Source organism: Micromonospora sp. NPDC049559 (assembly GCF_040676675.1).
In the GTDB taxonomy this organism is placed as follows: domain Bacteria; phylum Actinomycetota; class Actinomycetes; order Mycobacteriales; family Micromonosporaceae; genus JBFAPK01.
The window spans coordinates 138,352-159,571 of the sequence record NZ_JBFAPK010000012.1; the positions used below are offsets into that span (position 1 = coordinate 138,352).

The following is a 21,220-nucleotide window of genomic DNA, read 5'->3' on the forward strand; positions in this document are numbered from 1 at the left end:
CGGCAAGATCGTCTCCCGCCGGCGCCCACCGGATTCATCGCGGTGCCGGGGCGACCGGGCGGCCCGGCACGGTCGAGCCCGCGCCTCGACGGTACCGGCCGGCTCAGCTCCGTGCGCCGCCCGCCGCTCGTTCCACGATGCCCGCCACCTGCCGCGCCGCCGCCCGCCGGTCGAAGTACCGGGTGGCGTGCCGCCGGGCCAACTCCCCCCGATCGGCGAGGCGGCCCGCCTCGAATTCCTGGTACGCCGCCTCCAGCGCGGCGCCGAGCGCGGCGCTGTCGCCCCGCGGCACGATCCAGCCGAACGACGGGTCGACCGCCTCGGGCAGTCCGCCCGCGTCGCTGGCGATCGTCGGCACGCCCATCGCCGACGCCTCCCGGACGACCCCGTTGCTCCCCTCGGAGAGCGACGGGGTGACGCTGACGTCGGCGGCCACGAAGTAGGGACGCAGGTCGGGCACCCAGCCGAGCCAGGTGACGCTCGGGTTCGTCGCCACCCCGAACTGGTCGATCAGCCGCTGGCGGTAGTCCTCGGCCTCCTTCGTGAAGCCCTCACCGACGAGCAGGAGGTGGGAGCGGGGATGGCGGGCGTGGAAGGCGGGCCAGGCGGACAACAGCACGTCGTGTCCCTTGAACCCCCGGGCGTTGTGCGCGAGCCGTTTCGGCACGTACACGTAGGCGACCATGACCACCAGGAAGTCGCCCTCGGCGACGCCGACCTCCGCGCGGGCCTTGGCCCGTCGCTCGGCCACCCCGGCGGACGGGCCGACTACCCCGGCGGACGGGCTGGCCACCCCGGCGGACGGGCCGGGCGCCGTCGACCAGTCGGGTCTGAAGTAGTCCAGGTCGGTGCCGTACTGGGCCACCGGCCGCCGTTCGGGTGGGCAGCCAAGTTCGCCGTAGAGGCGGGATATGTGCTCGGTGCAGCAGATCGTGACGTCGTCCATGCGCCAGAGGAACCGTTCGACCGGCCGGATCAACGGCGATTCGAGGTACAGCGGCCCGGCGACCATGTGCACCCGCCGCATCGGCAGCCCGATCGCGATCAGACGCGCCGCCAGCGCGGACGAGTACAGGTGGTAGTTGAGGACGTCGGGGCGCAACCGGCGTACCAGCCGGCGCAGCCGCCAGAGCCCTCGCAGCGTCGCGAGACTCGGCCGGTAGCGGAAGTCGAACGGGGAGTCGACCACCTCGAATCCCGCCTCGGCCAGCATCGACCTCAACCGGCCGGGACCCGGCGGAATCACCACGATGACGTGATGCCCGCGGCGGCGCAGCTCCGTTATCTGCGGCAGGATCCAGAGACCGCCGTTGTTGGTCTTCAGCATCACGGCAATTCGCAAGCTTGTCACCGGTTCCGCTCTCCTCTCGATTGCCTGACCGGGGCCGTCCAGGACGCGCCGGGCATTCCCGTCCGGGGTGCGGAGCGTCATCTCGCCGGAACTCCCTTCACGACGGCTCCCGCCGCGACGTCCCGTACGACGCAGGCCGCGGCCCCGATCGTCGCGTCCGCCCCGACCCGCCGCCGCTGCAGGACGACGGCGCCCGCGCCGACCATCACGCCCGGCTCCAGCCGGCACTCGCCGGAGACGGCGGCCAGCGGGTTGACCGAGACGAAGTCGCCCAACACGCAGTCGTGCGCGACCGTGACGTTCTGGTTGAGGTGCACGTGCCGGCCGAGGGTCACGTTCGTGGTCACCCGGGCTCCCGCGAAGACCAGCAGGCCCTCACCGGCCACGGTGTCGGCGCCGACCATCGCCGCCGGGTGGACCAGGTTGGCGGCCGGCAACCGGTACGCGTCGATCCGCGCGCTCACGGTCCGCCGTACCCGGGGATCACCGATCCCGACCGCGACGTGGGTTCCCTCCGGCAGGTCGCGCAGCCGGTCGATCGGCCCGAGATAGGGCAGGTCCAGTTGCTGTACGCGCTTGCGGTTGAGCTCCGAGGGGTGGTCGTCGACGAACCCGAGCACCCGCCAGACGGGCTCGGCCAGGCCCTGGTTGACGGCGTGGATGACGGCCAGGGTCTCGCGGCCGTGCCCGCCGCACCCGACGACGACGATGTCCAGGCTCACGCGACCGGCCTCTTCGCGCTGGGCTCGGCGGTCGACAGACGGACGCTCCCGAGCTGCCCGTCGAGCCAGGGCTGCCCGTCGAACCCGGGCTGCCCGTCCGTCCTGGGCTGTGCGTCGGCCCCGGGCTGCCCCGCGCTGCCGAGGAACTCGGCGATGGTGGCGTGACCGGGCGCCGTGATGCCCTCCCGGCGCAGGACGACCCGCACCGTCTCGGCGAGGATCCGCAGGTCCAGGCCGAGGCTGCGGTCTTCGACGTACCGGACGTCGTAGGCGAACCGCTGCTCCCAGGTCAACGCGTTGCGTCCCCGCACCTGGGCCAGCCCGGTCAGGCCGGGGCGGACCTCGTGCCGGCGGGCCTGCTCCGGCGTGTAGCGGGTCAGGTAGCGCATCAGCAGGGGACGCGGCCCGACCAGGCTCATGTCTCCCCGGACCACGTTCCACAAGGTGGGAAGCTCGTCCAGGCTGGTGGAGCGCAACCAGCGGCCGAACGGGGTCAGCCGGTCGGCGTCGGCGAGCCGCGCCGATTCCGGGGCCGGCCGCATCGTCCGGAACTTGACCAGCTCGAACGGTCTGCCGTACAGCCCGGGTCGGGTCTGCCGGAAGAACACGGGGCGACCCAGCGTCGCCGCCACCGCGACCGCGACGACCAGGATGAGGGGCGCCAGGAGCACCAGCCCCACCGCCGCGATCACCGGCTCGGCGAGTCGCTTGGCGACGTCGTACGCGGTCGTCCGTCGCGTCACGGTCGTTCCCGGAGGAAGTCCGAGATCGCCTCGGTCACCCGGGCGAACTGCGGCTCGGTCATCGCCGATCCGCTGGGCAGCGCGAGACCGTCGGCGAACAGCCGGTCGGCCGCGCCGGTGAGCACGGCCCGCGCGCCCGCGTAGGCGCGCTGGAGGTGCATCGGCTTCCAGACCCGCCGGGTCTCGATGTCGCACGCCGCCAGATGCTCCCCGAGCTGCTCGGCCCGCCAGCCGGCGATCGTCTCGTCCACCACGATGACGGTGAGCCAGCAGTTCGAGCCGGCGTCCGGCTCGGCCAGCAGGGCGACGCCCGGTACGGGAGCGAACAGCTTCGCGTACCGGGCCCGCAGTTCCCGGCGGCGGGCCAGCATCTGGTCGAGTCGACGCAGTTGCGCCCGCCCGAGCGCGGCGAGGACGTTGCTGGGCCGGTAGTTGTAGCCGACGTCGACGTGCTCGTAGTGCGGCACGGGCTCGCGAGCCTGGTTCGCCAGGTGTCGGCAGCGGGCCAGCAGACCCTCGTCGTCGGAGAGGAGCATCCCGCCGGTCGAGGTACCGACGATCTTGTTGCCGCTGAAGGAGACGGCGGCGACCCGGCCGAACGATCCCGCACCCCGGCCCCGGTACGTCGATCCGAGCGCCTCGGCCGCGTCCTCCACCACCGGTACGCCGAACTCGGCGCAGAGCGGCAGCAGGGTGTCGTAGTCGGCGCAGGAGCCGAACATGTCGACCGGCAGCACGGCGCCGATCCGGCGGTCCGCGGCCCGCAGGTCGCGCAGCAGTTCGGCCAGGAGCGACACGTCGACGTTGCCCGTACCCGGCTCGCAGTCGACGAAGATCGGCTCCGCCCCCGTGTAGACCACGGCGTTGGCCGTGGCCGCGAAGGTGAGCGTCGGCACGACGACCGCCTGGCCCGCGCCGACGCCGAGCGCGAGCAGGGCCAGGTGCAGGGCGGAGGTGCCGGAGTTGACGGCCACCGCGTACGCGGTGCCGACCCGGTGGGCCACCTCCCGCTCGAACGCGTCGATCTCCGCGCCGACGGGCGCCACCCATCCCGATCTCAGCGCGCGGAGGACATATGTCTCCTCCAACTCGCCGACGTCCGGCGGCGAGAGGTAGATGCGTTCCGGCGACGCGGGACGGGGGTCGCCTCCCCTGTCCTGACGCGGGGTCGGTTGGGCCCCGGACCTGGTAGCGCGATCCGCGAGATCCACGGGTCCTCCATGAGACGAAACCTGCGTGAGGTACGTGGTCCGGTTTAGCACCTTCCGAACCTTATATGGCTTGAATTCACCATAAACGCTCTACCGTGGACGAGTCTGGGAAGAACCCACGATTCCTCCCAAACTCGCGTGACCCCGCGGTTCGCCCGGTCGTTGACCCCACGTCGGTCCGACAGGAGGGACGCGCATGGTCGACCGGTTCCCGCAGCCAGGGCACGGGCGCGGATGAGGGTCGTGGTGACCGCCGAGACGCGGTACCTGCGCACGCCGGACGGTGCGGTGTGGACCCGGGAGGGGCCCGCCCACCGGTTCTGGACCCGCTATCTCTCGGCGTTCGACCAGGTACGGCTGGTCGCCCGGACCCAGGACGTGCCGGGCCCCGTGGACGAGGCGCACCGCGTCGACGGTACGGGGGTCGAGGTCTGGCCGGTCCCCTACTACGTGGGACCGCGCCAGTACCTGCTGCGCCGGGCCGCGTTGGTCCGTTCGGTCCGCGACGCCGCGGCGGAAGGGGACGCGGTGATCCTCCGGGTGCCGTCGCCGGTCGGCACGCCGCTGGCCGCCGCGCGGGAGCGTCGGGGCCTGCCGTACGCCGTCGAGGTGGTCGGCGATCCGTACGACGTCTTCGCGCCCGGGGTGGTACGGCACCCCGCCCGCCCGCTGCTCCGGCGCTGGCTGACGGACCGGCTGCGGCACCAGTGCCGGGAGGCCGTCGCCGTCTCCTATGTCACGGCGGCGTCGTTGCAGCGCCGCTACCCGGCCCGGCCCGGCCGGGTCACCATCGCCTGTTCCAGTGTCGACCTGCCCGAGGAGGCGTACCTCGCCGGGCCGCGTTCGTTCGACCCGGACCGGCCGATCACCAACCTCGTCTCGGTCGGCAGCCTGGAACAGCTCTACAAGGGGATCGACACCCTGCTGGAGGCCCTCGCCCGGTTGGCCGCCACCGGCCTCCCCCTGCGCCTGACCCACGTGGGCGACGGCCGCTACCGGCCGCAGCTGGAACGGCTCGCCGCCCGGCTCGGCCTCGCCGACCGGGTCACCTTCACCGGTCGGCTCCCCGCCGGCCCACGGGTACGCGAACGGCTCGACGACGCCGACCTGTTCGTCCTGCCGTCCCGGGCCGAGGGGCTGCCCCGCGCGCTCATCGAGGCGATGGCCCGGGCGCTGCCGGCCGTCGCCACCAACGTCGGCGGTATCCCCGAGCTCCTGCCGGCGGCCGAGCTCGTCCCGCCCGAGAGCCCGGTCACGCTGGCCGAGGCGATCCGCCAGCTCGTCGCGGATCCGGCCCGGTTGCGGACGTCCTCCGCCCGCAACCTCGCCCGAGCCCGCGACTACTCGGAGGAGGTGCTCGCCCGGCGCCGGGACGCGTTCTACGGGGCGGTCCGCGCGGCAACCGAACGGCACCCGGCGACCGGGGCCCGGACGCGCCGTCGTCGGTCCGATCTCGCCGACGTGTCGCGGTGACCGCGAGACGGGGTTCCACCCTCGCCCTCCTGACCACCGCCAGCCTCGCCCAGACCGTCGGTTCCGCGCTCAGCGCGGTGCTGGCCAGCAGCCTGCTCGGTCCGCACGACCGTGGCCTCATGGTCATCGGTATCACCAGCGCCACCCTCGCCGGGCTCGTCGCCGGCATGGGTACCGGCTCCTCGCTGCGATCACGGCTGCCCCGGGTGACCGCACCGGCGGCGCGCGAGCGCCTGCTCGCCACGTACACCTGGTGGTCGGTCCTGGCCGCGCTCGGGGCCGGCGCGGTGGCCGCCGCGCTCTGCCTCGGCTGCGCCCCGTTCATCGACGCGGGGCTCTCCGCTCCCCGGTTCCTGGTCGCCGCCGTGGTCGTGGCGGTCGGGTACGCGGCCCTGACCCAGATGCCGGACGCCTGGTACGCCGCCGGCGGCTTCCGGGCCGGCGGCTCCTGGGCGGCGGTCATGGCGGGCGGCGGCCTGCTCGGCGTGGTCCTCGGCGCGCTGGTCGACCGCAGCGCCGACGTCCTCCTGCTCGGGCAGGGACTGGGCATGGTGCTGGCGGCGGCCGGGCAGAGCATCCACCTGGGCCGGGTCGGGCTGGTCTCGCTACGCGCGCCGGTCCTGCCGGAGCTGACCTACCTGCTCCGCTCCGGTACGAAGGCCCTCGGCCTCACCGTCGGCCTGACGCTGGCCCTGCGCGCGGACCGGTACCTGCTCGGCGCCGCCGCCGGTGCCGCCGCCGTCGGCATCTACTCGCTGGCCGCCACGCTCAGCGAGACGATCCGGATGGTACCGGCGGCGCTGGGGCAGCTCGTCAGCCGCGAGGTGGCGCTCGGCCGCGGGCACGTGCGCCTGCGACGGGACGTACCGCTGGCGGTCGCGGCGGCGGCCGGGATCGGCCTGCTGGTCGCGGCGGGAGGTTGGCTGTTCATCACCCCCGTCTTCGGAGCCGGATTCTCGCCGGCCCGGCCGCTCCTGCTGATCCTGCTGCTGGCGGAGATCCTGTTCGCGCCATACGCGGTGGCGAGCCGCGGCATTCTCGGCGGTGGCTGGATGGGTACCGCCGGCTCGATCGGCCTTCTGGGCGGCATCGGTGCGATAGCGCTCTACGGCGTGGCCGTGCCGCTCTGGGGCATGTACGGCACGGCCGCAGCCTCCGCGCTGTGCTACGCGGGCCTCTCCCTCGCCACGTGCCTGCTGCTGCGGCGGCACCTGACGAGCTTGCCGCTCCCCCAGGCCGACCCGGACCGGCGTACCGCCGCCCGGGTGTGAGGGGCGCCCGCCCGGGTGTGAAGGGCTCGCACCACGGCCGTGCGGGTGTCCCGCCGACGGAAGCTGGGCCGCCGGTCAGGGTCGGTGCGGACGTGAGGCGTAGATGTAGCACCGGACCCAGGCGCGGCTGTCCTCCGGCCGGGTACGGAGGGTGTAACCCGCCTGCCGCAACAGGTCGCCGACCGGCGCGAAGGTGCGCTGCCAGGCCTGGTCCGGGCGGAGCGCGAGGAAGTCGTGGCAGGAGACGACCAGATGGTCCACCCGGTCGAGCACGTCCAGGGAGGACTCCAGCACGGCGAGTTCGGCGCCCTCGATGTTCATCTTCAGCAGGTCCACGTGGTCGACGCCGTGGGCGGCCAGGATCTCACCCAGTTGGCGGCCGGCGACCTCGACACCGTGGGCGGTGTCCGTGGTCAGTCCGTTGCCGATGTGGTCGACCGCCCGGTCCTCGATGAGCACGGGACCGGCGGTACCGACCACGGCGCACTCCACCGGCGTGACGTTGCCGAGCCGGTTGAGCTCCACGGTCCGGCGTAGACATCGGAAGGTGGCGGGATGCGCCTCGATGCTCAGCACCCGTCCGGACGGGCCGACCAGGCGCGAGAAGAGGCGTACCTCGCCGCCGACTCCCGCACCGATGTCGACGACCGTGTCGCCGGGTCGGGGACAGTAGTCGAAGAGGAAGACCTCCCGCGTCTTCTCGTCCTCCCGCTCCGCCGAGAGCCCGCCGAGCACGGTGTTGACCACGGTCCCGGTCCGGTACCGGTGTATCCAGTGTCCGCCGTCGTACCGGACGGCGCAGCGGGACCGCGCGCGTGCCGACAGGTACACCGAGCCGAGCCCGGCGATCAGGCGGGGGTCGACGCGCCGGTCCACCGCGCGCAACAACCGTCGCTTGAGCCGGGCCGAGGGCGATATCTCCAGTCCGAGATCGATCGCCGGCGCCGGGAAGGTGCCGTGCTGCATCCGCTCCAACCTGCTCATCGTCCCCTCCGTCAGGCCGGCTCGGGCACGAGCGAGGGCAGCAGGTGGTCCCGGAGGCTCTCGAACCTGTGGTTGGCCTCGTCGTAGTCCTCCGGACGGCCGATGTCGAGCCAGTAGCCGCCGAACTCGTAGCTCGCCGGCGGGCGGCCCTGCCGTAGCAGGTCGAGGACCAACTGGTCGAAGCCGAAGACCAGGCCCTCGGGGTAGGACTCGATCGTGCTCGCGGAGAGGCCGTAGACGCCCATGCTGACGTGGTAGTCGAGGGTCGGCTTCTCGCTGAACTCGACGATCCGGCCGTTCCGGACGCTGAGCACACCGAAGTCAATCTTGACGGACCGGTGGAACGTGGCGACGGTGAGCGGAGCGCCGGAGGCCCGGTGCGTCCGGAGCAGGTCGGCGTAGTCGAGGTCGGTCAGCACGTCCCCGTTCATGACGAGGAAGTGTTCGGGTAGCCGATCCCGCAGGCCGAAGAGCGGCCCGATCGTCGACAGCGGCACCCGCTCCTCGGCGTAGCTCACCCGCAGCCCGAAACGCGCCCCGTCGCCGACGAAGGCGCGGATCAACGAGCCGAGGTGGTTGATCGCCAGGATCACGTCGGTGAACCCGTGCCAGGCCAGTTGGCGCAGGACGATCTCCAGGATCACGTGGTCGTCACCGATCGGTACCAACGGCTTGGGCAGGGCGGTCGTGTACGGCTTCAGGCGGGTTCCCCTGCCCCCCGCCATGATCACTGCGTGCATGTCCATCGTCCGATCTGTCTTCCCCGCGTACTCGGGTCCCCGGGTGCGGCCGGGGGGATTCCCCGCCCCGCGCGACCCGGCTCTCGGAAGCGCCCCGTGACGAGCCGCGGAACGCGGCACCTCGGCAACGGCCGGCGCTGACTCGATCCTACCTGGATTTAGCGACAAATCCCCCAAACGGCAATTACGCGGAGGAGTCGACCGTACGCCCCGTCGTCGGTACCGCCGGCTGCGTCCGCAGCCCAAAGGACTCCTGCGCCCACACCTCGGGCAGCGGCTGCGCCCGCAGCTCGGAGTGCGTTTGCGCCCGCAGTTCCGGCGGTGCCTGCGCCAGCACGGCCAGCAGCCGGGCCGCCACGATGATGCTCAGGCCGAGCCCGGTCTGGAACACGACCGGCGTGAAGTCGTTACGGGCCCAGACCATCAGCACGTAGCCGACCATCGGCACCGCGTACTCCCAGATCGACCCGGAGGCTCGGGCGTCGAGGTGCGCGACCACCGCGCCGAGCAGCGCCAGCACGACGACGACCCCGACGAGGCCCGCGGCGCGGTACGCCTCGGCCGTGGGCGACCCACCGATGGCGCCGACGTTCGGACGGGCCATGACCGCGGTGGACAGGCTTCGCTCGTCCATGGTGGCCGGGGTGATGGGCAGCCCCAGCACCCGGCCGATCAGACGCCCCACCGGAGCCCAGTAGGTGTCCCAGCCGACCAACGGCTGCCGCTCGACATTGGTCCACTCCAGTACCGACACCACGGGGCGCAACGTCGCGCTCATCTCGCCCAGGCCGCCCAGTGGGTCGAGCGAGGCGTCCGCGAGGCGGAACCCGGTCGGCCCGCCGTTCCGGGCCTGGCGGATGACCGATCCGATCGACAGCAGGACGAGGAGGACCCCGCCGTGCCACAGCCGCAACCGGAGCCAGTGCCGCCGGCTCAGCGCCACGATGTACGCGGCCATCGGGAAGATGGTGCCGGAGCGTGCCCCGATGGCCAGCGGGAGCAGCAGGAACGGAAGGAAGATCAGGAACCACCAGCGCGCCGAGCCCGACCATCCGCTGGTGCCCAACGCCGCCATGCCGAGGCCCATGCACATGAACGCCCACGACAGCTGTGGGTCGTTCTGCGCGTTCCGGAACACCTGGAAGTTGTCCGCGCCGAGGTTGCTCAGCCCCTCGGCGAGGACGACCCCGAGGAGCAGGGCGATTCCCACGATCGTCAGCAGCGGCCCGACCCAACGCATGACCGCGATCGCGCCGCGGTGCGACTCCCGCGCCCCGGCGGTACCCGGGTTCCGCGCGGGTTTGCTCCACCACATCAGGGAGTATCCGAGCAGGTACACGGAGATGCTGACGGCGACCAGCGTCACGGCGTGCGGGATCTGCGGCGACAGCAGCCACGTACGCGGCTGACCGTTGTCCAGCTTCAACGGGTCCGGCAGTGCCCCGCGGATCAGGTAGGTCGCCAGGCCCACGTGGAACAGGGCGTAGATGATCAGCCACATCGAGCCCAGGGAGATCTGCCGGTTCCCACGGAGACGGGTCAGCAGCGTGATGTCGACGACGGCGACCACCAGGGCCGCCGCCGCCGCGAGCCGCGGCGAGACCACGAGCACCTGGTAGGCCACGGCGAGGACCGCCAGCTGACCCGCCGCGACCGCCGCCGCGACCTGCGGCGGGACCCCACCCGGAGCCCGGGGGGCGTCGCCGGGGGAGGCGATCCTCGGGCGGCGACGCCCCGTACCGGCTCGCCGGGCGGCGGTCAGCGCGGCCGAGATCATGAGTCGGCTTCCTCCCCGTACGGGCGCCCCGCCCCGGCGCCCCGGACCTGGGGCGGCGCGGCGGATCCCGGCCGTGGGAGGGGTCCGCGCTGGAAGACGTACTCGTTGCAGCCGAGGTTGCCGCCGCAGGTCCAGAGATGGCGGAGTTCGAAACCACGGTCGTGCACGAACCGGAAGATCTCCTCGGGCCGCGCCACCTGGAACGGATATCCGCCCACCCAGTCGACCAGGTCGTGGCGGCGCGACATGCCCCGTCCCCGCGCTCCCGACGCGCCCGGCAGGCGACCGGGCCGGACCAGGTTCACCAGCATCCGTACGGGCAGCCGCCAGTAGAGGTACAGGGCGCTGAGCGAGACGAGCAGCGCCCGCCCGACCCGCCCCGACCGGTTGTAGCGGCGCTTCACCCGCAGCCAGACCCGGCTCGCGCGCCCCTGGTCGTTGTAGATCGAGATGAACAGCTGCCCACCGGGGCGGACGAGGTCGCCGCTCGCCGCCACCGCCGACCACATGTCGCCGGTGTGGTGCAGCACGCCCCAGGAGTAGACGATGTCGTACCGGCCCAGACCGGCGACGAAGTCGCGGTCGAGGATGGAGCCCGTCTCGATCAGCCAGGGGCTGTCCGGCGCGTACCGTGACCGCAGCGCGGCGGTGGCCGCGACCGAGTTCCGGTCGAAGTCGAACGAGTGGACCGTCGCGCCGAGCTGGTACGCGGCCAGCGAGAACAGCCCGCTGCCGCAGCCGATGTCGAGGAACGACAGGCCGCGCAGGTCCGGCCGGCCCAGCGCCTCCTGCAGGGAGCGCCTGGCCACCGAGATGCGCTCGTCGTCGACGACCTTCAGGAAGGCGTTCCAGTTGTCCCCGAAGGCGAACCGCTCGCCGGACCTGACCTCAAGCTCGCTGTCTAGCACGGATCCGCTCCTTGTCCGGGTGTGCCGAACCCTCCCGCCGGACCGCCGTCGGCGCGGTCACCAGCGAGGACCGGTACCAGTCGATCGTGCTCCGGACGCCCTCCTCCAGCGGTACGGCCGGCTCGAAGCCGGTGAGCCGGCGCAGCTTGCCCAGGTCCGGGCAGCGCCGGTGGACCGAGCCGGGCGGCGCCGGCACCATCCGCAGCCGCGGGCTGACCCCGGTCAGCCGCAGCACGAGCTTGGCCAGGTCGCCGATGTTCGTCTGCTCGCTGTCGTTGCCGATGTGGACGATCTCGCCCGCGGCGGCGGGCGTGGCCATCAGCCGCAGCATCGCCTCGACCGCGTCGTCGACGTGGCAGAAGGCACGGTACTGCTCGGCGCCCCAGACCCGGAACGGGTCCTCGCCGCGCAGCGCGCGCAGCGTCATCTCGGGAATGACGTGGTCGGCGCCCATGCGCGGGCCGTAGACGTTGTGGAAGCGACCGACCACGGCCGCGCAGCCCCGGGCCCGCGCGGTGTGCACGAAGGCCGCCTCGCCGAGGAGCTTGCTGATCGCGTACGCGAACCGGGGCGCGGTCACGTCGGCGATGGTGACCGGCACGTCCTCGGCGGTGGGGACGGCGACCGTGCGCAGGTCCACCCCGCCGGCGTAGACCTCGCTGGTCGAGCTGAAGAAGACCCGGTCGCCCGGGGCTAGCCAGTCCAGCAGGTGCAGCGCGGTGAGCGTGTTGACCCGGATCACCCGGGCCGGGTCGGCCTCCACGTTGCGTACGCCCACCACGGCGGCGAGCAGGTAGATCTGGTCGCAGCCGCGCGGCAGCCCGGACCACGCGGCCGCGTCGGTCAGGTCGGCGGAGAGCACCTCGACGTCCGGGTGGGTCCGCAGCGCCGCCAGCCACTCGTCGTCGCGGCCCCGGGAGAAGTCGTCGACGATGGTGACCGTGTGCCCCTCGGTGAGCAGGCGGCTGGCCAGGTGCAACCCGATGAACCCGGCCCCGCCGAGCACCAGCGCGCGCATCAGCCCGCCACCCCCGACAGCTCGCGGGCGAAGCCGCCGGGCAGGTACCCGATGCCGGCGTAGCGGATGCCGGCGGCGACGAGGGTCTGTTCGTCGAGGATCCGCCACGAGTCGTAGACCACCCGGGGTCGGGACTCGCCGAGCAGCGCGGAGATCTCGATCGCCCGGTAGTCCGGATGGTCGTTGACCACCAGCACCGCGTCCGCGTCGCTGAACGCCTTGTCCAGGCTGGTCGGCTCGCCGCCGTACCGGCGGATCACGTCGTCGGTGACCATCGGGTCGTGCCCGAGGACGACCAGTCCGGCCTCCCGGAAGACGGGCATCATCGCCTCGATCGGCGTACCGCGCATGTCGTCGGTGGGGGGCCAGCCCTTGTACGCCCAGCCCAGTACGGCCAGCCGGGCGCCGGCGGTGACGCCGCGCTCCTGCCGGATCAGCTCGACCACCCGCCGGGCCACGTGCACCGGCAGGAACTCGTTGAGCTGCCTGGCCGCGCCGACCAGGAACGGCAGCCGGTAGCCGGCACTGCTGATCATCAGGTACGGGTCCTTGGAGAGGCAGCCGCCGCCCACGTACCCCGGCTTGGACAGGTCGGGGCGCGGGTAGTGCAGGTTCGCCGCGCCGATGACCTCCAGCGGGTCGAGCCCGTGCTGCTCGGCGATGAGCGCCAGCTCGTTGCCGAACGAGTAGATCAGGTCGGTGTGGCAGTTGTTGGCGAGCTTCACCAGCTCGGCGGCTTCGAGGCTGGAGACCGGGACGACCCGGCTGGCGAAGCCGCCGAAGAGATCCGCCCCGGCGGCCAGGCTCCGCTCGTCCAGTCCGCCGACGACCTGCGGCAGGTCGACGAGTTCCCGCAGCGCCTGGCCCTGGATGGTGCGCTCGGGCGCCATCACCAGCCGGGCCCGGCCCCACGCCGCGAGCAGCGGCGGCAGCACGACCTTGCGGCTCGTCCCGACCGGTACGGTGCTGCGCACCACGACCAGCGTCTCCGGTCCGCAGGCCCGCGCCACCTCCGCCGCGGCGGCGGCGAGGTTGTCGAGGTTGGGCGCGTGCGCCGGCCCCTGCACCGGGGTGGAGACGCAGAGCACCACCGCGTCGAGGTCGGCTGGGAGCGACTCGTCCACGAAGAGGGTCCGGCCGAGGCAGGACGCGAGCGTCTCCTCCACCCCCGGCTCGTAGAGGTGCAGCCGGCCACGGCGCAGCGACTCCAGCACGGCCGGTTGGCTGTCGACGCCGTACACCTCGTAGCCCTTGCGGGCGAGCACGGCGGCCAGGGTCAGGCCGACGTAGCCGAGACCGACGACGCCAATTCTCTGGTACAACTTGTTGCCTCCTAGATATGCGGGTCACCGGCGGTGGCCCGCGGCCCGCCGCCGCCCGGCTCGGCCCAGAGGGCCTTCACGGAATCGCTGAGGTCGTAGGTGGGGGCCCAGCCGAGCACCCGGGCCGCCGCGGAGATGTCGGCGCAGATCCAGCCGATGGCGGCGGTGCGGTTCGCGCCCGGCGCGCTGGCGCCCTCCAGGATCTCGCCGGTGAAGCCGGCGACCTGGGCGAGCAGCCGCACCGCGCTGCGGGTGGCGGCGGCCCGGCCGCCGCCGATGTTGAGGACGGGCTGGCTCAGCTCCGGGGCCTCGACGGCCGCGCGGACGGCGCGGGCCACGTCGCGCGCGTCGACGAAGTCCCGGTACGCGTCGAGCGGGCCGAGTTCGATCCGGTCGGCGCCGTGCATCAGCGCCTGGCGCAGCAGGGCGAGCGCCCGGCCGAGCAGGGTGTCGGTGTGCAGGCCGGGGCCGATCGGGTTGAACACCCGCAGCACCACGCCGTCGAGGCGGCCGGCGGCGCAGGCCAGCTCGACCAGCCGGGTGCCGGCCAGGTGGCTGAGGCCGTACTCGCTGACCGGCCGGGCCGCGTCCTGCTCGGAGACGGCGTGGCCGGTGGGCACGGGACCGTACTCGCCGGCCGAGCCGATCCGGACCAGCCGGGCGCGGGGCGCCCCGGCGGCGACGGCGTCGATCAGCTTCGCGGTGACCACGGTGTTCGCGGTGACCAGCTGGTATCCGCTGCCGTCGAGCCGGCCGGTGCAGTTGACCACCGCGTCGGGCTCGGTCGCCCGCAGCAGCCCGGTCAGCTCCTTGACCCCGGCGGTCACCAGGTCGCAGCCGTTGCGGTCGGGGCAGAGCAGTTCGGCGTACGGCGTGAGCGCGTCGCGTACGTGCCGGCCGAGGAAGCCGTTACCGCCGAAGAGCAGCACTCTGGTCATGCCAGCTCCGTCTCTCATTCGGTCCTCCTCGCCGGCCATTCGACCGGCGGCGCGGGACGGCATCTCGGTCAACGAAGGCTGAAGTGTTCGGTTGCGCGGCAAATGCCCTATAAGTCGATCGAGACCAAGATATCCGACAAAAGCCGTTTGGCGCGGCAAAAGCCCAGACCGATCAAATAATCGCATCGCCGACCTTATGGTGATGAGGTGCCCAGCTCGGGCAGAAACCCACTGTCCGGCCACACACCACCTGGTCGGGCGGACCGCGGAGAGATGATGACCCGACAACCAGCAGCGCAGGTGTCCTGCCCCACGCCTCGCGTCGAGGCTCCGGTCGACGGCGAGGAGTCGCCGCAGACCGCCCCGTCCTCGTCCGTTCACCCGTACGGCGTCGTCCGGGTCTTCGGCGCGCTCGACGTCGGAGGTGCGGAGCTACGCACCATAGAACTGCTGCCCCGGCTGATCGCGGCCGGAGCCGAGATCCACTTCGTCACCCTGACCGGGCGGGCGGGCGTACTGGCGCCCCAGGTGGAGCGGCTCGGCGCCAGGGTGCACCCGCTGCGTCTGAGCCTCGCCTTCCCCCCGCGTTTCCTCCGGCTGCTCCGTCGCCTGCGACCGCGCGTGGTGCACTCCGACGTCGCCACCTTCTCCGGCTTCATCCTGCTGCTCGCCTGGGCGGCCCGGGTACCGGTCCGGATCGCGCACTTCCGCAGCGACGCGGACGGACACGGCAACGGTCCACGGCGCCGGGCCCAACGCTGGGTGATGCGCAGGCTGGTGCGACTCTGCGCCACCGACATCCTCGGGGTCGCGCCCGGCGCGCTCTCCCACTGCTACCTGCCGTCCTGGCGGACGGACCCCCGGTGCCGGGTCATCCCCAACGGGCTGGACCTGGACCGCCTCCATCGCGACCACGGGTTCGACCTGCGCACGGCGGTCGGGGCCGCGCCCGACGAGATCATCTGCATGCACGTCGGGCGGGCGGCGCCGGAGAAGCGCCGATGGCTGGTACCGGCGATCGTCGCGGGGCTACAGGCGCGCGGCCTGCCGGCGCGCGCGGTCCTGGTCGGCGGCCACGATCCCGACGACGACGCGCGGGTGTCGCGCGAGGCCGAGGCGTACGGCGTCGGCGACCGGTTGCACCTGCTCGGGGCGCGCGACGACGTGGGCAGCCTGATGCGGCAGGCCGACGTGCTCCTGCTCCCCTCCCAGCGGGAGGGGCTGCCCGGCGTCGTACTGGAGGCGCTGGCGGTCGGCACCGCCGTGGCCGCCTCGGACCTGCCGGGCGTGCGGTTCATCGCCGGACAACTGCCGGGCGTCACCGTGTTGGCTCAGGACGCGAGCGCGGCCGACTGGGCGGAGGCGATCGACGCCGCGGGGGTCCGCCCGGGCGGCGACCGCGACCGCGAGTCCGCGGCGGCGGCGTTCCGGTCGAGCCCCTTCAGCCTGGACGCCGCCGCGGCGGCCCACCTTGCCATCTATCAGCAGCGACACATCCTGGAGCGCCCATGTGCGGCATAGCGGGGACGATCGGAGCGGGCCGTCCCGACCCGGAGTTGGTCCGGCGGATGTGCGACGTGATCGCACATCGCGGCCCGGACGGCTTCGGCCTCCACACCGACGAGCACGCCGCACTGGGCATGCGGCGACTGGCGATCATCGACGTCGCGGGTGGGCAGCAGCCGGTACGCAACGAGGACGGCAGCGTGGTCGCCGTCTTCAACGGCGAGATCTACAACTATCGCGAGCTGCGGGCCGAGCTGACCGGCCGCGGGCACCGCCTCACCAGCGACGGTGACTCCGAGTGCCTGGTCCACCTCTACGAGGAGCACGGTGACGACCTCGTGCACCGCCTGCGCGGGATGTTCGCGTTCGCGATCTGGGACGTCCGCCGCCGGCGACTGCTGCTCGGGCGGGACCGGGTCGGCAAGAAGCCGCTCTACTGGCGGTCGTCGGCGGACAGGACGATCTCGTTCGCCTCGGAACTCAAGTCGCTGCTCTGCGACCCCGGGCTGACCCGCCGGCTCGACCTCACGGCGCTGCACCACTACCTCACCTACCAGTACGTCCCGGCGCCGTGGTCGATGTTCGAGGGCGTACGGAAGCTGCCGCCCGGCCACCTGCTCGTCTGGCAGGACGGGGCGGTCGAGGTACGCCGGTACTGGCGACTCGACTGCACGCCGCGCGAGGTGCGCGACGAGCGCGAGGCCGCCGCGGAACTCCGCGAGCGGCTGCTGGACGCGGTCCGGATCCGGATGGTCAGCGAACGCCCGATCGGCGCCTTCCTCTCCGGTGGCGTGGACTCCTCCGCCGTGGTCGCGGCGATGGCACAGCTCTCGACGGCGCCCGTCAAGACGTTCAGCATCGGGTTCACCGAGGACCGGTACGACGAGCGTCCCTACGCCCGCGTCGTCGCGGAGCGGTACGCCACCGAACATCACGAGTTGGTGGCCACGCCGTCGAGCATCGGCCTGTTACCCACCCTCACCTGGCAGTTCGACGAACCGTTCGCCGACTCGTCGGCGATACCGAGCCTGCTCGTCGCCCGGATGAGCCGGGAGCACGTGACGGTGGTGCTCAACGGCGACGGCGGGGACGAGGCGTTCGGTGGCTACCACCGGTACTCGATCCTGCGGCTGCTGGGCCGCGTCCCCACGCTGGGCAGCGCCCCGCTGCTCAGGACGGTCGGGCCGGCGCTGGCGAGGCGCGGGGCCCGGGGCACCCCGGTCCACCGTCTCGGCCGGGTGCTGGAACTTCTCGGTGAACCGACGGTCGACCGGTACGCCCGGATCGTCTCCATCTTCGGCGACGACCAGAAGTACGACCTCTACACCGACGAGCTGCGGGCACACCTGGCCGGCGTGGACAGCCACGAGCTGCTGCGCGAGGCGTACCGGTCGTCGCGCGCGACGGACCACGTCGGCCGGGTGATCGACGCGGACATCAACACGTACCTGCCCGGCGACCTGCTGCCCAAGGTGGACATCACCACGATGGCGGCCTCCCTCGAGGCCCGTTCGCCGCTGCTCGACCACGAGCTGCTGGAGTGGGCGGGACACCTGCCGACCCGGTTGAAGGTGCGCTCCGGCACGAGAAAGTACCTGCTCAAGCGCGCCCTCGAACCGTGGCTGCCGGCCGAGATCCTGCACCGGCCGAAGAAGGGGTTCAGCGTACCGCTGGGCCGGTGGCTCCGGGGCGAGCTGCGTGACCTCGTCTGGGACGTGCTCACCGACCACACCACCCGCGAGCGCGGACTGTTCCGTCCCGAGGCGGTGACCGCGCTGCTCGAACGGCACATGCGCGGTGACGACCTCGGCTACCGTCTCTGGGCGCTGCTCCAGTTCGAACTCTGGCACCGCCGGTTCCTGGACGAGCCGCACCAGGCCCTCGCCCCGGTCGACGCCCCGGCCCCGCCCTCGGGCAGCTCCGGCCTGCTCGCCCGCTCCTGACACCGCGGGCCCGGCTCGCGACCGACGGCCACCCACGAGCCGGTCCGCCCGCTCCTGACACCCCAGGCCCGGGGCCGCGACCGGCGGCCACCCGGCGAGCCGGCTGAGCGGCCCGGCCAGGAGATTCAGGATGATCTACTAATTGACGCCGATCACATCGACGGGAAAGGCTCGGGCGACCAGATCCTTCAACCCAGGGGGCATGCGTGATGAGGCTCAGACCGCTGGCCGTCGCCGGCGTGTTCACCCTGGTCGGCGCGTTGGCGCTGACCGCACCCGCGACCGCGGCGCCGCCGTCGGATCCGGCGCACCACGATCGGCTAGAGGTCTACGCCGGCACGGTCGACGCCAAACAGCTCGACGAGCTGCGGGCCGAGGGGGTGGATCTCACCGACACCGCGACCGACCGGGACGCCGCCGGCAACACCCGGGTCGAGGCGGTGCTCACCGGCGCGCAGGCGGCCCGGCTGGTCGGGCGGGGCGTCCGGCTGAGCGTCAAGAAGGTGCACGGCAAGGAGGCGTCCCGGACGCTGCGGGAGCAGTCGGCCAGCGGCTGGACGGCGTTCCGCTCGTACAGCGAGCCCGGCGGGATCCGCGACGAGCTGGTGGCGACCGCGGCCCGGTTCCCCCGGCTCGCCAAGCTGGAGACGATCGGCCGGACCACCCAGGGCAAGCCGATCCTCGCGGTGAAGGTCACCCGCGACGCGAGCCGGGTCGCGGACGGGAAGCGGCCGGCGGTGCTCTACGCCGGTACGCAGCACGCCCGGGAGTGGATCACCCCGGAGATGACCCGGCGGCTGCTGCACCACGTGCTGGACAACTACGGCGGTGATCGCGAGATCACCCGGTTGGTGGACACCACCGAGCTGTGGTTCCTGCCGGTGGCGAACCCGGACGGCTACGACTACACGTTCACCCCGGACAACCGGCTGTGGCGCAAGAACCTGCGGGACAACAACGGCGACGGCAAGATCACCAATGGTGACGGCGTCGACATCAACCGCAACTTCGACTTCAAGTGGGGCTACGACAACGAGGGCTCCTCGCCCGACCCGGCGGACGAGACGTACCGGGGCCCGGGTCCGAACTCCGAGCCGGAGGCCCAGGCGATGGACCGGCTCTTCCGGCGGGTCGGCTTCGAGTTCTTCGTCAACTACCACTCCGCCGCCGAACTGCTCCTCTACGGCACCGGCTGGCAGGTCAGCACGCCGACCCCGGACGACGTGATCTACGAGGCGATGGTCGGCGACGACGCCCACCCGGCGGTACCCGGCTACGACCCGGACATCTCCGCCGAGCTGTACCCCACCAACGGCGACACCGACAGCTACGCCACCGCCCGGTACGGCACGCTCGGCTTCACCCCCGAGATGTCGACCTGCGAGACCGCCTCGGCCGTCGACCCGGACGACCAGTGGGAACCGGAGGAGTGCGCGAGCGTCTTCATCTTCCCGGACGACGAGAAGCTGATCGCCGCCGAGGTGGCCAAGAACCTCCCGTTCGCGCTCGCGGTGGCGAAGTCGGCGGCCGACCCGGACAACCCGGTGTCGGTGGTCGGCCGGAGCACCCCGGACTTCGTGGTGGACTCCTTCGACGTCTCGTACGGCACGAACCAGCAGGTCGCGGCGATCACGCGGCGGGCCCTGAAGGACGTACGGATGCACTACGTCGTGAACGGCGGCCGGCCGAGGACGGTCGGGGTCAAGGAGTGGCGCGGCGGCGAGCGCTACGGTGACGAGAACGACGACTACTACGCCGAGCTGCGCGGTACCGTCACCGGGGCCCGGCCCGGCGACCGGGTCGAGGTCTGGTTCACCGGCCGCAAACCCGGCGCCGGCACGGTCGCCAGCGAGCACTTCACCTATCGGGTGAACGGTGACATCGGCGGTGACGTGCTGGTGCTCGCCGTCGAGGACGTCACCGGCGCGAGCCCGACCCAGGGCGGCACCGGCGCCAGGTACGCCGACGAGGTGGCCGCCGCGCTCGCCGCCGCCGGCCGCAGCAGCGACGTCTACGACTTCGACGCGGCCGGCCGTAGGGCGCCGCACCCGCTCGGGGTGCTGTCGCACTACCGGGCGGTGGTCTGGGAGACCGGCGACGACGTGATCCTGCGGGCGCCGGGCCAGCCGGCCGGCACCGCCGCGAAGGCGGCGCTGGAGACCGAGCTGGCCGTCCGCGACTACCTCAACGAGGGCGGCAAGCTGCTGGTCAGCGGCAAGAACGCGCTGTTCGCCCAGTCGGCCAACGGCTCGTACGTCTACCACCCGGACGCGCCGCCCGAGTGCGCCGCGGCCGACGACGCGACCTGCCTGCCGCTGACGAACGACTTCCAGCAGTACTACCTGGGCGCCTACGGGTACGTCTCGGACGGCGGCAGCACCGCCGAGGGCACGCCGTACCCGGTGCGGGGCGACGCGGGGGCGTTCGCCGGGTACGCCGGCACGCTCAACGCGCCCGGCTCGGCCGGCAACCAGGACCACACGGCGTCGTTCCTGATCACGTCGAGCTTCCTGCCGCCGCAGCAGTTCCCGCAGTTCCGCAGCGAGGCGGCGGCGGGCTGGGTCCGGCCGGGCGGCGCCCCGTACGACCCGCGCACGGGTGACTGGTACGTCGCCAGCGGGCAGGCCGACGCGTCGTACAAGCGGCTCACCCGGACCGTCGACCTGACGTCGGCGACCAGCGGCGAGCTGCGCTTCGCCACCTCGTACGACACCGAGCCGAACTGGGACTACCTCTTCGTCGAGGCGCACGAGGTGGGTACCGACGACTGGACCACGCTGCCGGACGCGAACGGGCACACCGGCACCGGTACCGGCAGCAGTTGCGGCGAGGGCTGGGTGGCCGAACTGCACCCGCAGCTGGCCCACTACCAGGGCGCCGACTGCTCCCCCACCGGCACCACGGGCAGCTGGCACGCGGCCACCGGCCCGTCGGGCGGCTGGCAGGAGTGGTCGGTCGACCTCACCCCGTACGCGGGCAAGCGGGTCGAGGTCTCCATCTCGTACGCCTCGGACTGGGGTACCCAGGGGCTCGGCGTCTTCGTCGACGACGCCCGGGTGATCGTCGGCGGGGCCACGGTGGCGGAGACGTCGTTCGAGACCGACCTGGGCGGCTGGACGGTGGCCGGGCCACCGCCCGGCTCGACGGCGGCGGCGAACGACTTCGCCCGCAGCCAGAAGCTCTTCGAGGAGGGGGCCGTCGTCACCACCCCGGACACCGTCTATCTCGGCTTCGGGCTGGAGGGGCTGGCCCCGGCGGCCCGGAACGACCTGGTCGCCCGCTCCCTGCGCCACCTCCTCCCCCGCCACTAGCC

The 21,220-nt window shown here is 72.7% G+C and carries 16 protein-coding genes; 5 read left to right on the forward strand and 11 right to left on the reverse strand.

Annotated features, from left to right (window positions below; genetic code table 11):
• Positions 1–103: 103 nt before the first annotated feature.
• The 4 genes from AB0J86_RS16130 to AB0J86_RS16145 all read right to left on the reverse strand — a co-directional run bounded on the left by AB0J86_RS16130 (position 104) and on the right by AB0J86_RS16145 (position 4,027).
• A complete protein-coding gene (locus AB0J86_RS16130; protein WP_363857670.1) occupies positions 104–1,351 on the reverse strand; it encodes a glycosyltransferase in 1,248 nt (415 codons plus the stop codon).
• A gap of 77 nt (positions 1,352–1,428) precedes the next feature.
• Positions 1,429–2,073 (reverse strand): acetyltransferase, encoded by a 645-nt coding sequence (locus tag AB0J86_RS16135; RefSeq protein ID WP_363857672.1) that lies wholly within the window; start codon positions 2,071–2,073, stop codon positions 1,429–1,431.
• On the reverse strand, positions 2,070–2,816 hold the full coding sequence (locus AB0J86_RS16140) for a sugar transferase (RefSeq protein ID WP_363857674.1): 747 nt from the start codon (positions 2,814–2,816) through the stop codon (positions 2,070–2,072). The genes AB0J86_RS16135 and AB0J86_RS16140 overlap by 4 nt, the downstream gene beginning before the upstream one ends.
• Positions 2,813–4,027 carry an aminotransferase class I/II-fold pyridoxal phosphate-dependent enzyme gene (locus AB0J86_RS16145; RefSeq protein ID WP_363857676.1) on the reverse strand — a complete coding sequence of 405 codons (1,215 nt, stop codon included), beginning with the start codon at positions 4,025–4,027 and terminating at the stop codon, positions 2,813–2,815. Before AB0J86_RS16145 ends, AB0J86_RS16140 begins: the two co-directional genes overlap by 4 nt.
• A 246-nt stretch (positions 4,028–4,273) precedes the next feature.
• On the opposite strand from AB0J86_RS16145, the gene AB0J86_RS16150 reads away from it, so the two are divergent.
• Together AB0J86_RS16150 and AB0J86_RS16155 are read left to right on the forward strand one after the other, a co-directional pair.
• Positions 4,274–5,500 (forward strand): glycosyltransferase, encoded by a 1,227-nt coding sequence (locus AB0J86_RS16150; protein ID WP_363857678.1) that lies wholly within the window; start codon positions 4,274–4,276, stop codon positions 5,498–5,500.
• Complete coding sequence (locus tag AB0J86_RS16155) at positions 5,497–6,771, forward strand: hypothetical protein (RefSeq protein WP_363857679.1); 1,275 nt, start codon at positions 5,497–5,499, stop codon at positions 6,769–6,771. Before AB0J86_RS16150 ends, AB0J86_RS16155 begins: the two co-directional genes overlap by 4 nt.
• 75 nt (positions 6,772–6,846) lie before the next feature.
• Here the strand turns inward: AB0J86_RS16155 and AB0J86_RS16160 are convergent, their stop codons facing one another.
• From AB0J86_RS16160 to AB0J86_RS16190, 7 genes are all read right to left on the reverse strand, one after another.
• Positions 6,847–7,755 carry an FkbM family methyltransferase gene (locus AB0J86_RS16160; protein ID WP_363857681.1) on the reverse strand — a complete coding sequence of 303 codons (909 nt, stop codon included), beginning with the start codon at positions 7,753–7,755 and terminating at the stop codon, positions 6,847–6,849.
• Between the two features lie 11 nt (positions 7,756–7,766).
• Entirely contained in the window at positions 7,767–8,501 is a 735-nt protein-coding gene (locus tag AB0J86_RS16165; RefSeq protein ID WP_363857683.1) for a sugar phosphate nucleotidyltransferase, read from the reverse strand.
• A gap of 178 nt (positions 8,502–8,679) precedes the next feature.
• Positions 8,680–10,272: an O-antigen polysaccharide polymerase Wzy gene (wzy, locus tag AB0J86_RS16170; protein WP_363857685.1), complete on the reverse strand. Its 1,593-nt coding sequence runs from the start codon at positions 10,270–10,272 to the stop codon at positions 8,680–8,682.
• Positions 10,269–11,180, reverse strand: coding sequence for a methyltransferase domain-containing protein (locus AB0J86_RS16175; protein ID WP_363857687.1), 912 nt, complete (start codon positions 11,178–11,180; stop codon positions 10,269–10,271). The genes wzy and AB0J86_RS16175 overlap by 4 nt, the downstream gene beginning before the upstream one ends.
• A complete protein-coding gene (locus tag AB0J86_RS16180; protein ID WP_363857689.1) occupies positions 11,161–12,198 on the reverse strand; it encodes an NAD-dependent epimerase/dehydratase family protein in 1,038 nt (345 codons plus the stop codon). Before AB0J86_RS16180 ends, AB0J86_RS16175 begins: the two co-directional genes overlap by 20 nt.
• On the reverse strand, positions 12,198–13,520 hold the full coding sequence (locus AB0J86_RS16185) for a nucleotide sugar dehydrogenase (protein WP_363857691.1): 1,323 nt from the start codon (positions 13,518–13,520) through the stop codon (positions 12,198–12,200). The genes AB0J86_RS16180 and AB0J86_RS16185 overlap by 1 nt, the downstream gene beginning before the upstream one ends.
• An 11-nt stretch (positions 13,521–13,531) precedes the next feature.
• Positions 13,532–14,458, reverse strand: coding sequence for an NAD(P)-dependent oxidoreductase (locus AB0J86_RS16190; RefSeq protein WP_363857692.1), 927 nt, complete (start codon positions 14,456–14,458; stop codon positions 13,532–13,534).
• Positions 14,459–14,734: 276 nt separating this feature from the next.
• Here AB0J86_RS16190 and AB0J86_RS16195 point away from each other — a divergent pair, with 276 nt between their 5' ends.
• From AB0J86_RS16195 to AB0J86_RS16205, 3 genes are all read left to right on the forward strand, one after another.
• Positions 14,735–15,979, forward strand: coding sequence for a glycosyltransferase family 4 protein (locus tag AB0J86_RS16195; protein ID WP_363857694.1), 1,245 nt, complete (start codon positions 14,735–14,737; stop codon positions 15,977–15,979).
• Between the two features lie 47 nt (positions 15,980–16,026).
• Positions 16,027–17,907: an asparagine synthase (glutamine-hydrolyzing) gene (asnB, locus tag AB0J86_RS16200; protein ID WP_363857741.1), complete on the forward strand. Its 1,881-nt coding sequence runs from the start codon at positions 16,027–16,029 to the stop codon at positions 17,905–17,907.
• Between the two features lie 209 nt (positions 17,908–18,116).
• Complete coding sequence (locus AB0J86_RS16205) at positions 18,117–21,218, forward strand: M14 family zinc carboxypeptidase (protein WP_363857696.1); 3,102 nt, start codon at positions 18,117–18,119, stop codon at positions 21,216–21,218.
• Positions 21,219–21,220 lie beyond the last annotated feature (2 nt).

Coding starts and splice junctions, on each gene's coding strand:
- AB0J86_RS16160 (WP_363857681.1), bottom strand. CDS start 7,755: ATGAGCAGGTTGGAGCGGATGCAGCACGGCACCTTCCCGGCGCCGGCG.
- AB0J86_RS16165 (WP_363857683.1), bottom strand. CDS start 8,501: ATGGACATGCACGCAGTGATCATGGCGGGGGGCAGGGGAACCCGCCTG.
- wzy (WP_363857685.1), bottom strand. CDS start 10,272: ATGATCTCGGCCGCGCTGACCGCCGCCCGGCGAGCCGGTACGGGGCGT.
- AB0J86_RS16180 (WP_363857689.1), bottom strand. CDS start 12,198: ATGCGCGCGCTGGTGCTCGGCGGGGCCGGGTTCATCGGGTTGCACCTG.
- AB0J86_RS16190 (WP_363857692.1), bottom strand. CDS start 14,458: ATGACCAGAGTGCTGCTCTTCGGCGGTAACGGCTTCCTCGGCCGGCAC.
- AB0J86_RS16195 (WP_363857694.1), top strand. CDS start 14,735: ATGACCCGACAACCAGCAGCGCAGGTGTCCTGCCCCACGCCTCGCGTC.
- asnB (WP_363857741.1), top strand. CDS start 16,027: ATGTGCGACGTGATCGCACATCGCGGCCCGGACGGCTTCGGCCTCCAC.
- AB0J86_RS16205 (WP_363857696.1), top strand. CDS start 18,117: ATGAGGCTCAGACCGCTGGCCGTCGCCGGCGTGTTCACCCTGGTCGGC.